This is a genomic window from Mycobacterium sp. NGS61 (genome assembly GCF_059812325.1).
In genome coordinates this window covers 148,920-164,189 of sequence record NZ_JCALCL010000004.1, presented here as the reverse complement: position 1 = coordinate 164,189, position 15,270 = coordinate 148,920, and the positions used below count along the sequence as shown (strand labels likewise).

The following is a 15,270-nucleotide window of genomic DNA, read 5'->3' as shown; positions in this document are numbered from 1 at the left end:
AGTGACTCTACGAGTCACGCCGGCGTGCCGTTTGGGTCAGGCGGTCAGCCCTCGCTGATGAACTCTTCGAGCTGGGTGCGCGCGACGTCGTCGGGCAGCTGCTCGGGCGGGCTCTTCATCAGGTAGGCCGACGCCGGGATCACCGGTCCACCGATGCCGCGGTCCTTGGCGATCTTGGCCGCCCGCACCGCGTCGATGATGACGCCCGCGGAGTTCGGGGAGTCCCACACCTCGAGCTTGTACTCCAGGTTCAGCGGCACGTCGCCGAAGGCGCGGCCTTCCAGGCGCACGTAGGCCCACTTGCGGTCGTCGAGCCAGCCGACGTGATCGGACGGGCCGATGTGGACGTCCTTGGAGTTGAATTCACGCTGAACATTGGAGGTCACGGCCTGGGTCTTGGAGATCTTCTTGGACTCCAGGCGCTCCCGCTCGAGCATGTTCAGGAAGTCCATGTTGCCGCCCACGTTGAGCTGCATGGTGCGGTCCAGCTGCACACCGCGGTCCTCGAACAGTTTGGCCATGACCCGGTGGGTGATGGTGGCGCCGACCTGGCTCTTGATGTCGTCACCGACGATCGGCACCCCGGCGTCGGCGAACTTCTTGGCCCACACGGGGTCAGAGGCGATGAACACCGGCAACGCGTTGACGAACGCAACGCCGGCGTCGATGGCGCACTGGGCGTAGAACTTGTCGGCCTCTTCCGAACCGACAGGCAGATAGGAGACCAGCACGTCGACCTCGGCGTCCTTGAGCACCTGGACCACGTCCACCGGCTCGGAGTCGGACAGCTCGATGGTGTCGGCGTAGTACTTGCCGATGCCGTCCAGGGTCGGGCCGCGCTGCACCAGCACGTTGGTCGGCGCGACGTCGGCGATCTTGATGGTGTTGTTCTCCGAGGCGAAGATCGCGTCGGACAGATCGAAGCCGACCTTCTTGGCGTCGACGTCGAACGCCGCCACGAACTTCACGTCGCGGACGTGGTACGGGCCGAAGCGCACGTGCATCAGGCCGGGGACCGTCGACGTGTCGTCGGCGTTGTAGTAGTACTCAACGCCCTGGACCAGCGAGGACGCGCAGTTGCCGACTCCGACAATGGCGACTCGTACCTCGGACGCCTGTGACGCGTTCTGCTCACTCATGGGGCGTTCTCCTAACCTCGTAACTCTCTGGTGTCTTGGCAATTCGTGTCGTGCAAGGGGTTCTGACGTGCTGCGAGCGGGTCACGTCTGTTCGACGTGGTTGGGGGCTGCTCGTTCGGCGGCGATGAGCTCGTTGAGCCATTTGACTTCCCGCTCGCTGGACTCGAGCCCGAGTTGGTGCAGTTGACGGGTGTAGCGATCGAACGAGCTACTGGCCCGCGCCACCGCGTCGCGCAGACCTTCCCGACGCTCTTCGACCTGGCGCCGCCGACCCTCCAGGATGCGCATCCGCGCCTCCGCCGGGGTGCGGTTGAAGAACGCCAGGTGCACACCGAATCCGTCGTCGGTGTAGTTGTGCGGCCCGGTGTCGGCGACCAACTCGCCGAAACGACGCCGGCCCTCCTCAGTGAGCTGGTACACGCGGCGGGCCCGACGCACCGGTGTTCCGGCAGGCGCGGCGTTCTCAGCGATCAGACCCTCGGTCTGCATGCGGCGCAGAGCGGGATACAGCGACCCATAGGAGAAGGCGCGGAAGGCGCCGAGCAGGCCGGTCAGCCGCTTGCGCAACTCGTAGCCGTGCATCGGTGACTCGATCAGCAGGCCCAGGATGGCCAATTCCAGCATCGAGTCACCTCCTTTTGACGGACTGATTACGACGGTACGACGCCTCGCGTCATCGTATCGTCCCGATATATTAGCGACAACACCACCGGGTGTTTATGCGCTGTTAGTCACACCGCCGGTTCGGTCAGCTCACGTAACGGACCTGCTTGGGGGTACCGTCGGGCGCCAACTCGATACTGCCGCTGCCGTAGTCACTGGAAATGTAGATGGACAACGACAGCGCGCCCGGCGTGGTCGGGTCCTTGGCCGGGTCGACGATCAGGTAGCTGGACTTGACGTCCTGCTGTTTGATGCCGACGGTCTCCGGCGCACCGCGCAGCACTCCCACCACCGTCTTGACGTCGAACTTGCTCAGATCGACGAGCGTGGTCTGGGTGCTGGCGTTCTTGGCCGAGCTGCTCGGATCACCCCAACCGCCGCGGTAGGTGTAACTGAGGACCCGCCGCTCGTCGGTGGGATCACTCCGGTCCATCGAGGCGTACTCCGGGTAGACCAGCAGGCGGTAGCCCATGGTGTCGCCGAACCGCTTGCGGGTCTGTTCCAGCAGACCGGTCAGGCCGCCGAGGGATTGCAGTCGTTTGGGCGGCGTCAGCACCACGGGCGCGATGCCGTCGGATTTGGCGCCCGGATCCGAGGTGAAGTCCAGTGGCGAGGTGGTGTTGCCGTAGAGCCCCCAACCGATGGCGATGCCCAGCAGCACCGTCACGACGAGGGCCGCCACGGTCAGGCCCAGGCCGTTGGGCCAGCGCACCCTGGTCCCGGGCCCCGGCGTCTTCTCGGCGGCGCCTTGCGACTGTAGGTCTGCGACCAGGCGCTGCAGTTCGCCCAGTGTCACCGCATTGGTGGCCGAGCGGATGCGCTCACGGTGTTCCTCCGAAGAGATCTCACCGTCGTTGAAAGCATTGTCCAGAATCCGGCACGTGTCCTGCCGGTCGCTGTCTTTCGCCCGCGTCGACCCCGACCCTGCCCATTTCGCCACGAGGAGATCGTAGAAGTTCGGGCAGCGACGTAATCATCCGTACCGGCCCGGCCGCCACGAGAGTGTTAGTTGCATATCGGCGCCGGGGATGGCGACGTACTCTGGTCAGCGTGCGACTGCAGCGACAGGTGGTGGACTACGCGCTTCGACGGCGCTCACTGCTGGCCGAGGTGTACTCGGGACGCACCGGCGTGTCCGAAGTCTGCGACGCCAACCCATATTTGCTGCGTGCGGCGAAGTTTCACGGGAAACAAAGCCAGGTGATGTGTCCGATCTGCCGCAAGGAGCAGCTCACGCTGGTGTCCTGGGTGTTTGGCGAGCATTTAGGCGCGGTGTCCGGCTCTGCGCGTACCGCCGAGGAGCTGGTGCTGTTGGCTACCAGGTTCTCCGAGTTTGCTGTGCACGTGGTCGAGGTGTGCCGGACGTGTAGCTGGAATCACCTGGTCAAGTCGTACGTGCTCGGTGCGCCGCGTCCGGCGCAGCCGCCCAACGGGTCGAAGACCCGGACGGCGCGCAACGGCGCCCGGACGGCCAGTGAATAACGAAGGGCGCCATCACCAGTCGTCGAGCGACACCCCGGACGAGGCGACAGCTGCCGGCGGGCGGCACTCGCGCGGTGCGGTGCCCCCTGACGACCGGATGACGACGATCATCCCGGCGGTGCCCGACAGCCGCCCGTCTCGGCACGTTGACCCCGTCGACGAAGTCAAGGCCGCACTCGACAACCCGCCGCCCGAAGGCGATCACCTCGACCAGGTCAAAGCTGCGTTGGACGCCCCGGTGCGCCGACCTGCGCGAGACCGGCCGGCCGGGGGCCCGAGCCCCCCGGACGGACCGCCGCCGTCGGGGCCGACGATGGGTGGACGCCCACGCCGACCGCGGCCCACCTGGACCGAGCAGATCAACTGGCGCTGGGTCAAACGCGCGGCGTACCTGAGTGCGGCGGCCCTGATCCTGCTGCCGATCGTCACCTTCACGATGGCGTATTTCATTGTCGATGTGCCGCGACCCGGCGACATCCGCACCAACCAGGTGTCCACCATCCTGGCCAGCGACGGCACCGAGATCGCGAAAATCGTTCCGCCCGAAGGCAACCGGGTGGACGTCAACCTGAACCAGGTGCCGGTGCATGTGCGCCAGGCGGTGATCGCCGCCGAAGACCGGGGCTTCTACTCCAATCCGGGTTTCTCCTTCAGCGGCTTCGCTCGGGCGGCCAAGAACAACCTGTTCGGCGGCGACCTGCAGGGCGGATCGACGATCACCCAGCAGTACGTCAAGAACGCGCTGGTCGGTTCGGCCCAACACGGGCTGAGCGGCATGATGCGCAAGGCCAAGGAACTGGTCATCGCGACGAAGATGTCGGGGGAGTGGTCCAAAGACGATGTGCTGCAGGCGTATCTGAACATCATCTACTTCGGGCGCGGGGCCTACGGAATCTCGGCGGCCGCCAAGGCCTATTTCGGTAAACCCGTCGAACAGCTCACCGTGTCCGAGGGCGCACTGCTGGCCGCGCTGATCCGGCGACCGTCCACCCTGGACCCCGCCGTCGACCCCGACGGTGCCCTGACGCGCTGGAACTGGGTGCTCGACGGCATGGTGGAGACCAAAGCCTTAGCCAGCGGCGACCGTGCGACGCAGGTGTTCCCCGCTACCGTGCCGCCGGAGCAGGCGCGTGCGGCCAACCAGCCCTCCGGACCCAACGGACTCATCGAGCGGCAGGTCACCCGGGAACTGATGGAGCTGTTCAATATCGACGAGCAGACGCTCAACACTCAGGGCTTGCAGGTCACCACCACGATCGACCCCCAAGCCCAGCAGGCCGCGGAGAAGGCGGTCGCCAAGTATCTCGATGGCCAGGACCCGGAGATGCGGTCCGCGGTGGTGTCGATCGACCCGCACAGCGGCGCGGTGAAGGCGTACTACGGCGGCTCCAACGCGCAGGGTTTCGACTTCGCCCAGGCCGGGTTGCAGACCGGGTCGTCGTTCAAGGTGTTCGCCCTGGTCGCTGCGTTGGAACAGGGCATCGGGCTCGGGTACCAGGTGGACAGCTCCCCGTTGACCGTCGACGGCATCAAGATCACCAATGTCGAAGGCGAGAGCTGCGGCACCTGCAACCTGGCCGAGGCGTTGAAGATGTCGCTGAACACCTCGTACTACCGGCTGATGCTCAAGCTCAAGGGCGGGCCGCAGGCGGTGGCCGATGCGGCGCACCAGGCGGGCGTCGCCGAAAGCTTTCCCGGGGTCGCACACACGCTGTCCGAAGACGGCCAGGGTGGCCCGCCCAACAACGGAATCGTGTTGGGCCAGTACCAGACCCGGGTCATCGACATGGCCTCGGCCTACGCCACACTGGCCAACTCGGGCATCTATTACCGGCCGCATTTCGTGCAGAAGGTGGTCAACGCCGAGGGCCAGGTCCTCTTCGATGCCGGCTCCACCGACAACAGCGGCAACCAGCGCATCCCGAAGGCGGTGGCCGACAACGTCACCGCGGCCATGCAACCGATCGCCGGATACTCCCGCGGCCACAGCCTGTCCGGTGGGCGGCCGTCGGCGGCCAAGACCGGTACCACTCAGTTGGGCGACACCACATCGAACAAGGACGCCTGGATGGTCGGGTACACACCGTCGCTGTCCACCGCGGTCTGGGTGGGCACCGTCAAGGGTGACCAGCCGTTGGTCACCGCCTCCGGCGGCGCGGTCTACGGATCGGGCCTGCCGTCGGACATCTGGAAGTCGACCATGGACGGTGCCCTCAAGGGCACCCAGAACGAGACCTTCCCCAAGCCCACCGAGATCGGCGGCTACGCCGGCGTCCCCGCACCACCGCCGCCCCCACCACGTCCAGCGCCACCCTCCGAGACGGTGATTCAGCCCACGATCGAGGTGGCGCCGGGAATCACCGTGCCGGTGGGTCCGCCGCAGACGGTGACCGTCGCGCCGCCCGGGCCTGTCGCACCGCCGCCCTCCGACGTGCCGCAACCGCCGCCGTGACCGGGGCCGGCACCGAGCGGGTGAAAATTTCGCCGCAGCCGCTGGCTGCCGACCGCCGAAGTGCTGACAGCCGCGATTGCCCCAGTCGCAACGACGTTCTGGGTGCCGCGCTGGCGAACCTGGCCGGCGGGCCGGTTGGGCGACACGCGTTGATCGGTCGCACCCGGTTCATGACGCCGCTGCGGGTGATGATCGCGATCGCATTGGTGTTCCTGGCGCTGGGTTGGTCGACGAAAGCGGCCTGCCTGCAGAGCACCGGTACCGGTAGCGGTGATCAGCGGGTGGCCAATTGGGGCAACCAACGCGCCTACTACGAGTTGTGCTACTCCGACACGGTGCCGCTCTACGGCGCAGAGTTGTTGAGCCAGGGCAAGTTTCCGTACAAGTCCAGCTGGATCGAGACCGACGCCGCGGGGGCGCCGCAGATCCGGTACGACGGCAAGATCGCCGTCCGCTACATGGAATATCCGGTGCTGACCGGTCTGTACCAATACGTGTCGATGGCGCTGGCGAAAACCTATACCGCGCTGGGCAAACTGGGTGTGGTTCCGGTGGTCGCCGAGGTGGTGATGTTCTTCAACTTCGCGGCGATCGGGCTGGCGCTGGCCTGGTTGGTCACCGTCTGGGCCAGTGCGCGTCTCGCGGGGCGCCGGGTCTGGGACGCCGCGTTGGTGGGCGCCTCCCCCTTGCTGATCTTCCAGATCTTCACCAATTTCGACGCACTGGCAACGGCTTTGGCGATGGGTGGGTTGTTGGCGTGGGCGCGGCGAAGACCGTGGCTGGCCGGTCTGCTGATCGGCCTCGGTGCCGCGGCCAAGCTGTATCCGCTGCTGCTGTTGGGTCCGCTGCTGGTGCTGGGGATCCGGTCCGGCCGGCTCGGCGGCGTGTGGCGCGCCGCGGTGGGCGCGGCGGCGACCTGGTTGGTGGTGAACCTGCCGGTGATGGTGCTCTACCCCCGAGGGTGGTCAGAATTCTTCCGGCTCAACACCCGTCGCGGCGACGACATGGATTCGCTGTTCAACGTGGTGAAGTCATTCACCGGCTGGCGTGGCTTCGACTCCACCCTGGGCTTCTGGGAGCCGCCGACGATACTCAACGCCGTCGTCGCCGTACTCTTCGCGTTGTCCTGCGCGGCAATCACTTACATCGCTCTGACCGCCCCGCAGCGTCCGCGGGTGGCTCAGCTCGCATTTCTAGTGGTGGCGGCGTTCCTGCTGACCAATAAGGTGTGGAGTCCGCAGTTCTCGCTGTGGTTGGTGCCGTTGGCGGTGCTGGCCCTCCCGCACCGTCGGGTGCTGCTGGCGTGGATGACGATCGATGCGCTGGTCTGGGTGCCGCGGATGTACTACCTGTACGGCAACCCGGGTCGTTCGTTGCCCGAGCAGTGGTTCACCACGACGGTGCTGGTGCGTGATATCGCAGTAATGGTGTTGTGTGCGTTGGTGATTCGTCAGATTTACCGACCCGACGAGGACCTGGTGCGCTGGCAGGGCCGGGTCGACGACCCGGTCGGGGGGATTTACGACCTGGCGCCCGATGCGTCGCCCGGCTGGTTGCCGCAATGGTTGCGTCCGCGTGCCGGCCGCCGGCCGCCGGCCGCGACCTCGCCCGCTGATGCTGTCCCCGGCCTGGTGCTCGGAAAAACCTGATGCAGGTTGCGATTCCGGTCTTCCCGCGGTTCACGGCGCTGGACGCGGTCGGACCTTATGAAGTGCTGCAACGCATTCCGTCGATCGAGGTGGTGTTCCTCGGGCATCGGCGCGGGGTGGTCCGCACCGAGAACGGCATGCTCGGCGTCAGCTGCGACGCCACCTTCGACGAAGTGACCGCGCCCGACGTGGTGGTGGTACCCGGGGGCATCGGAACGCGCGTGCTCGTCGACGATGAAACCATCCGTGGTTGGTTGCAATCGGTGCACCCGGGTGCCCGGTTCACCACGTCGGTGTGCACCGGCGCGCTGCTGCTGGCCGGCGCGGGCCTGCTGGACGGACTGACCGCAACGACGCACTGGGCCGCGGCCAAGGAGCTGGACGCGCTGGGTGCGCGGTATGTCCCGGAGCGGGTGGTCGAACATCTGCCGCAGCGCATCATCACCGCCGCCGGGGTGTCCAGCGGCATCGACATGGCCCTGCGTCTGGTCGAGCTGCTCGTCGACCGGGAAGCCGCGCAGGCCGCGCAGTTGATCATCGAATACGACCCGCAGCCGCCGTTCGACTCGGGCGCGCCGGCCAAAGCCGACGCGGGCACCCGGGCCAGGGTGGTCGAGTTCCTGCGGTCCCGGAAGTGAATTTCGAGCTCAGCCCGTCATCCGGTAGCCTAGGGCGGTTGCCGACGCAGGCGACCCTCCTGCCACGGACACGCCGTGGCCGCACCAGACCAGAGGAGGTGATGAGGTCCCTATGCGTCCATACGAAATCATGGTCATCCTCGACCCCACGCTTGACGAGCGCACCGTTGCCCCGTCGCTGGAGACGTTCCTGAACGTCGTCCGCAAAGACGGCGGCACGGTGGAGAAGGTCGACATCTGGGGCCGTCGGCGGTTGGCGTACGAGATCGCCAAGCACGCCGAAGGCATCTATGTCGTGATCGACCTGAAGGCCGCCCCCGCGACGGTCTCCGAGCTCGACCGCCAGCTGAGCCTGAACGAGTCGGTGTTGCGCACCAAGGTGATGCGCACCGACAAGCACTGACTGTCGGCGTCGCTGCGTACAGTCACTCATGACCCACACAGGCGGACACAGGCCGAACAAGGAGGGCACTCATGGCTGGTGACACGACCATAACCGTCGTCGGAAACCTCACCGCGGACCCCGAACTTCGGTTCACGCCGTCCGGTGCTGCGGTGGCCAACTTCACCGTGGCCTCCACACCGCGGATCTATGACCGGCAAAGCGGGGAGTGGAAGGACGGCGAGGCGCTGTTCCTACGCTGCAACATCTGGCGGGAAGCTGCCGAGAACGTCGCCGAAAGTCTGACCCGGGGGTCGCGCGTGATCGTCACCGGTCGGCTCAAGCAGCGGTCCTTCGAAACCCGCGAAGGGGAGAAGCGCACCGTGTTCGAGGTCGAGGTCGACGAGATCGGGCCTTCGCTCAAGTACGCCACCGCCAAGGTCAACAAGGCCAGCCGCAGCGGCGGTGGAGGCTATAGCGGTGGCGGCGGCGGCGGGGGATCGCGGCAGTCGGCGCCCGCCCAGTCCGGCGGCTCCGGTGACGACCCGTGGGGCAGCGCCCCGGCGTCGGGATCGTTCGCCGGCGGTGACGACGAACCCCCCTTCTGACTTAGAGAACTTCAGAGAACGAGAACGGAAGAAACACACTCATGGCCAAGTCCACCAAAAGGCGTCCGGCTCCGGAAAAGCCGATCAAAGCGCGCAAATGCGTCTTCTGCGCCAAGAAGGACCAAGCGATCAACTACAAAGACACCAACCTGCTGCGGACCTACATCAGTGAGCGCGGCAAGATCCGGGCGCGCCGGGTCACCGGTAACTGCGTGCAGCACCAGCGCGACATCGCGATCGCGGTGAAGAACGCCCGCGAGGTCGCGCTGCTGCCCTTCACCTCCGCAACGCGCTGAGCGCCGCGCGTCTAACGAAAGTACTCACGATGAAGCTGATTCTCACGGCTGACGTCGACCACCTCGGTTCCGTCGGTGACACAGTCGAGGTCAAGGACGGTTACGGCCGCAACTTCCTGCTGCCCCGCGGTCTGGCGATCGTCGCCTCGCGCGGCGCGCAGCGGCAGGCCGACGACATCCGCCGGTCTCGGGAGACCAAAGCGGTCCGCGACCGCGAGCACGCCAACGAGATCAAGACCGCCATCGAGGCGCTGGGTTCGGTCTCGTTGCCGGTGAAGACCGCCGCCGACGGAGGCAAGCTGTTCGGTTCGGTGACCTCCGGCGATGTGGTGGCCGCCATCAAGAAGGCGGGTGGCCCGAACCTCGACAAGCGGATCGTCCGGCTGCCCAAGGCGCACATCAAGGCCGTCGGCACGCACCCGGTGGTGGTGCACCTACACCCGGAGATCGATGTCGAGGTGTCGCTCGACGTCGTCGCCGAGAGCTAACTTCTGACCTTCCCCGGCACGGTCGTCATCGGCCGTGCCGGGTTTCGCATGCCCGACATCTCGCGGCGCAGACTTCGCGCCGTGTCCCCCTGGCGAACAAAACCGAAGTGCTCTGCGGACAGCCCCCGTAACCGGGCATTTACTTCGCGAAAATCTGGCCGAAAACCAACACGCCCGGCGCGATAACCTGGCCCGACACGCCGACGAGATTGTTGTCCACACCATGCCGCAGGCGGTGTATGCCGGTTAGCAGCGGTGATGTCGTCCTCAGCCATCTCGATACACAGGTTGTCCACAGTCCGCTCAACACGGGTGTCGACGGCTATGCACACGCGATGCACAGCTTCATGAACAAGTGCGCTTTGACCGGGACCCAGCAACGTTTACGTTCGTCGAGGCCAGTCGAGCAGGGGGTGGTGTCGGTGCTTTGACTTACGCTCTGAACGTCAGAGATCGAATGTATGTTCGGTGCCGTAGTCAAAGGGAGGTGACGGCCTGTGGCGGTCGTCGATGACCTGTCGCATCCGGGGATGGATGCTTCGCCACCCAGCGAAGATTACGGCCGGCAGCCGCCGCAAGATCTCGCGGCCGAGCAGTCGGTGCTGGGCGGGATGCTGCTGAGCAAGGACGCCATCGCCGATGTCCTGGAGCGGTTGCGGCCCGGCGACTTCTACCGTCCGGCCCACCAAAACGTCTACGACGCCATCCTGGATCTGTACGGGCGCGGCGAACCTGCCGACGCGGTGACCGTGGCCGCCGAACTCGACCGCCGCGGGTTGTTGCGCCGCATCGGCGGGGCGCCGTATCTGCACACCTTGATCTCGACCGTGCCGACGGCCGCCAACGCGGGCTACTACGCGGGGATCGTCGCCGAGAAGGCCCTGCTGCGCCGCCTGGTCGAGGCCGGCACCCGGGTGGTGCAGTACGGCTACGCCGGTGCCGACGGCGCTGATGTGGCCGAGATCGTGGACCGGGCCCAGGCCGAGATCTACGATGTCGCGGACCGGCGGACCTCGGAAGACTTTGTCCCGCTAGAAAAGTTGTTGCAGCCGACGATGGACGAGATCGATGCCATCGCCTCCAACGGCGGTATCTCGCGTGGTGTGCCGACCGGGTTCACCGAACTCGACGAGGTCACCAATGGACTGCATCCGGGGCAGATGATCATTGTGGCGGCGCGGCCGGGGGTGGGGAAGGCACTGGCACTTGATACGCCGCTGCCCGCACCTGACGGCTGGACCACCATGGGTGACGTCTCGGTCGGTGACTGGCTGCTGGATGCGGACGGCCTTCCAACCCAGGTGACGGCAGCGACTCAGATTTTGTTGGGTCGGCCGTGCTTTGAGATCGAGTTTTCTGACGGCACAACGATCGTCGCCGATGCGCAGCACCTGTGGCCCACCCGTGATGGCGTCCGGGCATCGGCCCAGTTGCGCAGCGGCCTGGACACCATCGCGCCGGCGGGATCGGGACTGCTCGGGCGGCACGTGGCGGTCATGACTCCGGTGTTGCAGATCGTGTCCGTCCGCCGGGTGCCCAGCGTTGCGGTGCGCTGCGTCGAGGTGGACAACGAGGAGCACCTGTACCTGGCCGGCGAGGGGATGGTGCCGACACACAACTCCACCCTCGGGTTGGACTTCATGCGGTCGTGCTCGATCAAGAACCGGATGGCCAGCGTCATCTTCTCGCTGGAAATGAGCAAGTCCGAGATTGTGATGCGTTTGCTGTCAGCGGAGGCAAAGATCAAACTCGCCGACATGCGTTCGGGCCGGATGACCGACGACGACTGGACTCGGCTGGCACGGCGGATGAGTGAGATCAGCGAGGCACCGCTGTACATCGACGACTCGCCGAACCTGACCATGATGGAGATCCGTGCCAAGGCGCGCCGGTTACGGCAGAAAGCCAACCTGAAACTCGTCGTGGTCGACTATCTGCAGCTGATGTCCTCCGGCAAGAAGGTCGAGTCCCGTCAGATCGAAGTGTCCGAGTTCTCCAGGCATCTCAAGCTGTTGGCGAAGGAACTCGAGGTTCCGGTGGTCGCGATCAGTCAGCTCAACCGCGGTCCCGAGCAGCGCACCGACAAGAAACCCATGCTGTCGGACCTCCGTGAGTCGGGGTGCGTCACCGCTGCGACGCGAGTGCTGCGCGCCGACACCGGTGCCGAAGTCACGTTCGGCGAGTTGATGCGCACCGGGGAACGGCCGCTGGTCTGGTCACTGGACGAGCGTTTCCGCATGGTCGCGCGACCGATGACCAACGTGTTCCCGAGCGGGCATAAGGAAGTGTTCCGGCTGCGGCTGGCCTCCGGGCGCGAAATCGAGGCCACCGCCAACCACCCCTTCCTGAAGCTTGAAGGCTGGACAGCGTTGGAAAAGCTCAAGATTGGTGATCGCATCGCGGCGCCGCGGCGGGTGCCGGAACCCGTCGACACCCAGCGGATGGACGATGCCGAGGTAATGCTGCTCGCGCACATGATCGGCGACGGATCGTGCGTGAAGCGGCAACCGATCCGCTATGCATCCACCGACGAGGCGAATCTTGTCGCAGTGACGGTGGCTGCCGCGCACTTCGGCGTGCGGGCCGTCCGCGACGAATATCCGGCGGCACGAGTGACTACCCTGCGGTTGCCGGCACCGCAGCGATTGGCGCGCGGGCGGCGCAACCCGATCGCGGCGTGGCTGGACGGACTCGGGTTGTTCGGAAAGCGCAGCTACGAAAAGTTCGTTCCCGAAGCGGTTTTCCGCGCTCCCAACGATCAGGTGGCGCTGTTCCTGCGGCATCTGTGGGCGACGGACGGTTCGGTGCGCTGGGATGCGACGGCGGGTATTGGGCGCCTTTATTACGCGTCGACGAGCCGGCGTCTCATCGACGATGTAGCGCAATTGCTGCTGCGGGTAGGGGTTTACGCGCGGATCAAGCGCGCGAGAAAGCTGGGCTACCGCGACTCGTGGCACCTGTACATCTATGGCGCGCAGAACCAGGTGCGTTTCCTGAATCATGTCGGTGTGCACGGCGTAAAGGCAGCGGCGGCGCGAGAGGTGTTGTCGCACCTCGACGGGAGAGTCCGTAATCCCAACCTAGACACAGTGCCGGCGGGAGTATGGACGCAGGTCCGGAATGCGTTGTCCGACAAGCGCATGACGCACCGTCAGTTCGCGACCGCGATGGGCACGCACTTCTGCGGATCGACCATGTGGCGGCACTCGCCGAGCCGGGCCCGGTTGCACCGCGCGGCGGCACTACTCGAGGATCGCAATATTCATGCATTGGCGACCAGCGACGTCTACTGGGATGCGGTCGTGGAAATTACGAGCCTAGGCGGACAAGATGTTTACGACGGAACAGTAAGCGGCACACATAATTTCGTTGTGAACGGTATTACAGCACACAACAGTTTGGAACAAGATGCGGACATGGTCATATTGCTCAACCGTCCAGATGCATTCGAACGGGATGACCCGCGCGGGGGAGAAGCGGATTTCATTCTCGCCAAACACCGTAACGGCCCAACCAGGACGGTGACCGTGGCGCACCAGCTGCACTTGTCGCGCTTCGCCAACATGGCGCGGTAAGGGCCGAGCCGAGGTCAGTTGCAGATGGTGCCCGCGGGTTGCGTTCTTAGCCGAGAGAATGAGACGCGACGACTGGCGACGGGGGGCGGTGACCGTGGCAGCAGTGATTCAAAGACCCTGCCCGAGGGTGCTCGAATCCTCAGAGCTGACAACGGTTCCGAGGTAGTGCGGTGCTCTGTAGCCCGGTGATCCCACCAGCACGCCAGAGTACTGAGCCGGCAATCTGATCGAGTTGTTTGGCGCCATCAGTCGTGATGGGCGGCATGCGCTGACCGCGTTCCGGGGTCATGGTCATCTGACGTCCTCGATGCGGCACGTCCACTGGGAGCGGATATACGTCACCCGGGGTAGTGCAATGTGCACCCCTGACACCGAAATCTGCGACGGGATGCTGTAGTCCCGTGGGTCGAGCTTCGCCCATTGTGGAGTCCCCGGATCACACCGACCACAGCAAGGAATGTCGCCGCCATGTCTGCAACTGCCACCGCGAAATTACGCACGATCGCCAGTACCGCTCTGATCGACGAGATTCTGTCGATCGTCCGCGAGGATGGCGGCGTCATCATTCAACGACTTCTCACACCGGATCAAGTCGCACGATTCAATACCGAGATCGACCCGGCTCTGCACGAGCTGAATCCCGGTTCCAAGCACGACAACGAAATCATCGCTGAGTTCCACGGCCGGAACACCAAGCGCCTCACCAACCTGGTCAGCCGAAGCGAGACGTTCCGCCGCGAAGTGATCGATCACGACCTCGTTCATGCGCTTGCCGATGCGGTGTTTCTCGAAGAATCCCGGGTAGCCACAAGTGGGATGACTTCGAGGACCGCGGCACGCGTGAGCAGACCGTTCCAGCCGAGATGAGCGCTGGCGACGCGCTGTTCTTCAGCGGCAAGACCGCCCACGGCGGCGGCGCGAACCGAACTTCCGACGAGTACCGCCGTGCGGTCAGCTTCGCACTCAACCCGGGCTTCCTGGTAGGCGAGGAGGCTTACCCGTTTCTAGTCGACCGCGAACTTGCACGATCACTCCCGCCCCGCGTTCAGAGCCTCATCGGATTCCGCTCGCAATACCCGACCGGCTCTCCGGGACTTTGGCAGGTCGACTACAGCGAGCTCGCGGACTACCTCGACCTCTGACCGATAGTGCGGCCAGACGGGCGGGGACTCCGTATTGCGGTCGGAATCCAACCTCGTTTAGGAGATGTCATGACCATCGAATTCGACGCCGCCGTGTTCCGGACCGCGAACGCGCCACTCACCATCGAAAAAGTTTCGGCCCCTCGACTCCGCCGCCTGGCGACGTACTCGTGCGGATGCAGGCGAGTGGGTTGTGCCACAGCGACCTGCATGTGATCGCCGGTGAATGGGACGCGCCCACCCCCATTGATCCTCAGCCACGAGGGCGCCGGGATCGTCGAGAGCGTCGGGGAGGGCAGTCACGACGCTGGCGCCCGGCGATCATGTTGTCCTCTCCTGGACGCCCTCGTGTCGCCGGTGCCGCTACTGCGTCAGCGACCGGCCCGTCTTGTGCGACATGGTGAGCCAGGCATTGTGGCGGCGTCGGGCTGAATGCGATTCAGGGTGCTCGTCTCGTCGGCGCGCAGAAGATCATCGCTGCCGATATCTCCAACGAAAAGCTCAACCACGTAAGCATTTTCGGAGTCACTGAGGTCATCAACAGCGCCCGCCACGATCTGGCGGCGAAGGTCGCGCACTTCACTGACGGTCGGGGCGTGGAAGTCGCGATTGAGGCCATCGGGCTGCCGCAGACCATCGAGGCCGCCTACGCCGTGTTGGCCCGCGGCGGCACTGCCGTGGTCGCCGGCCAAGTGGCGGACGGCGTGACGGTCACGATCGATCCGTTTGTCATGTCCGGCCAGGAGCTTTCGCTCA

Annotated in this window: 16 protein-coding genes and 1 pseudogene; 14 read left to right on the top strand and 3 right to left on the bottom strand. The window is 65.4% G+C overall.

Annotated features, from left to right (window positions below):
- Positions 1 to 44 precede the first annotated feature (44 nt).
- From AC5Y3Z_RS10870 to AC5Y3Z_RS10860, 3 genes are all read right to left on the bottom strand, one after another.
- Positions 45 to 1,139, bottom strand: coding sequence for an inositol-3-phosphate synthase (locus AC5Y3Z_RS10870; protein ID WP_463826329.1), 1,095 nt, complete (start codon positions 1,137 to 1,139; stop codon positions 45 to 47).
- Between the two features lie 81 nt (positions 1,140 to 1,220).
- Entirely contained in the window at positions 1,221 to 1,763 is a 543-nt protein-coding gene (locus tag AC5Y3Z_RS10865; RefSeq protein WP_463826330.1) for a PadR family transcriptional regulator, read from the bottom strand.
- 124 nt (positions 1,764 to 1,887) lie between these two features.
- Positions 1,888 to 2,742 (bottom strand): DUF1707 SHOCT-like domain-containing protein, encoded by an 855-nt coding sequence (locus AC5Y3Z_RS10860; protein WP_473138731.1) that lies wholly within the window; start codon positions 2,740 to 2,742, stop codon positions 1,888 to 1,890.
- Between the two features lie 110 nt (positions 2,743 to 2,852).
- On the opposite strand from AC5Y3Z_RS10860, the gene AC5Y3Z_RS10855 reads away from it, so the two are divergent.
- From AC5Y3Z_RS10855 to AC5Y3Z_RS10790, 14 genes and pseudogenes are all read left to right on the top strand, one after another.
- Positions 2,853 to 3,284: a DUF5318 family protein gene (locus AC5Y3Z_RS10855; protein WP_463826332.1), complete on the top strand. Its 432-nt coding sequence runs from the start codon at positions 2,853 to 2,855 to the stop codon at positions 3,282 to 3,284.
- Positions 3,277 to 5,736 carry a transglycosylase domain-containing protein gene (locus AC5Y3Z_RS10850; RefSeq protein ID WP_473138732.1) on the top strand — a complete coding sequence of 820 codons (2,460 nt, stop codon included), beginning with the start codon at positions 3,277 to 3,279 and terminating at the stop codon, positions 5,734 to 5,736. The genes AC5Y3Z_RS10855 and AC5Y3Z_RS10850 overlap by 8 nt, the downstream gene beginning before the upstream one ends.
- On the top strand, positions 5,733 to 7,385 hold the full coding sequence (locus AC5Y3Z_RS10845; protein ID WP_473138733.1) for a glycosyltransferase family 87 protein: 1,653 nt from the start codon (positions 5,733 to 5,735) through the stop codon (positions 7,383 to 7,385). Before AC5Y3Z_RS10850 ends, AC5Y3Z_RS10845 begins: the two co-directional genes overlap by 4 nt.
- A complete protein-coding gene (locus tag AC5Y3Z_RS10840) occupies positions 7,385 to 8,023 on the top strand; it encodes a DJ-1/PfpI family protein (protein WP_473138734.1) in 639 nt (212 codons plus the stop codon). Before AC5Y3Z_RS10845 ends, AC5Y3Z_RS10840 begins: the two co-directional genes overlap by 1 nt.
- Before the next feature lie 112 nt (positions 8,024 to 8,135).
- Positions 8,136 to 8,426: a 30S ribosomal protein S6 gene (gene rpsF / locus AC5Y3Z_RS10835; protein ID WP_067415006.1), complete on the top strand. Its 291-nt coding sequence runs from the start codon at positions 8,136 to 8,138 to the stop codon at positions 8,424 to 8,426.
- A 71-nt stretch (positions 8,427 to 8,497) separates the two neighbouring features.
- Complete coding sequence (locus AC5Y3Z_RS10830; protein WP_463826336.1) at positions 8,498 to 9,013, top strand: single-stranded DNA-binding protein; 516 nt, start codon at positions 8,498 to 8,500, stop codon at positions 9,011 to 9,013.
- A 41-nt stretch (positions 9,014 to 9,054) separates the two neighbouring features.
- Entirely contained in the window at positions 9,055 to 9,309 is a 255-nt protein-coding gene (gene rpsR, locus AC5Y3Z_RS10825; protein ID WP_463826337.1) for a 30S ribosomal protein S18, read from the top strand.
- Positions 9,310 to 9,338: 29 nt separating this feature from the next.
- Complete coding sequence (gene rplI, locus AC5Y3Z_RS10820) at positions 9,339 to 9,797, top strand: 50S ribosomal protein L9 (RefSeq protein WP_463826338.1); 459 nt, start codon at positions 9,339 to 9,341, stop codon at positions 9,795 to 9,797.
- A gap of 497 nt (positions 9,798 to 10,294) precedes the next feature.
- On the top strand, positions 10,295 to 13,372 hold the full coding sequence (locus AC5Y3Z_RS10815; RefSeq protein ID WP_473138735.1) for a replicative DNA helicase: 3,078 nt from the start codon (positions 10,295 to 10,297) through the stop codon (positions 13,370 to 13,372).
- A gap of 468 nt (positions 13,373 to 13,840) precedes the next feature.
- Positions 13,841 to 14,239, top strand: a complete 399-nt coding sequence (locus AC5Y3Z_RS10810; protein WP_473138736.1) for a phytanoyl-CoA dioxygenase family protein — start codon at positions 13,841 to 13,843, stop codon at positions 14,237 to 14,239.
- A complete protein-coding gene (locus AC5Y3Z_RS10805) occupies positions 14,236 to 14,514 on the top strand; it encodes a phytanoyl-CoA dioxygenase family protein (protein WP_499930096.1) in 279 nt (92 codons plus the stop codon). The genes AC5Y3Z_RS10810 and AC5Y3Z_RS10805 overlap by 4 nt, the downstream gene beginning before the upstream one ends.
- A gap of 176 nt (positions 14,515 to 14,690) precedes the next feature.
- Entirely contained in the window at positions 14,691 to 14,918 is a 228-nt protein-coding gene (locus AC5Y3Z_RS10800) for a hypothetical protein (protein WP_473138737.1), read from the top strand.
- Positions 14,822 to 15,046: a hypothetical protein gene (locus AC5Y3Z_RS10795; protein WP_473138933.1), complete on the top strand. Its 225-nt coding sequence runs from the start codon at positions 14,822 to 14,824 to the stop codon at positions 15,044 to 15,046. Before AC5Y3Z_RS10800 ends, AC5Y3Z_RS10795 begins: the two co-directional genes overlap by 97 nt.
- A pseudogene (locus AC5Y3Z_RS10790) lies at positions 14,943 to 15,230 on the top strand (zinc-binding dehydrogenase); the annotation flags it as partial. The gene AC5Y3Z_RS10795 and the pseudogene AC5Y3Z_RS10790, both read left to right, overlap by 104 nt.
- Positions 15,231 to 15,270: the final 40 nt, after the last annotated feature.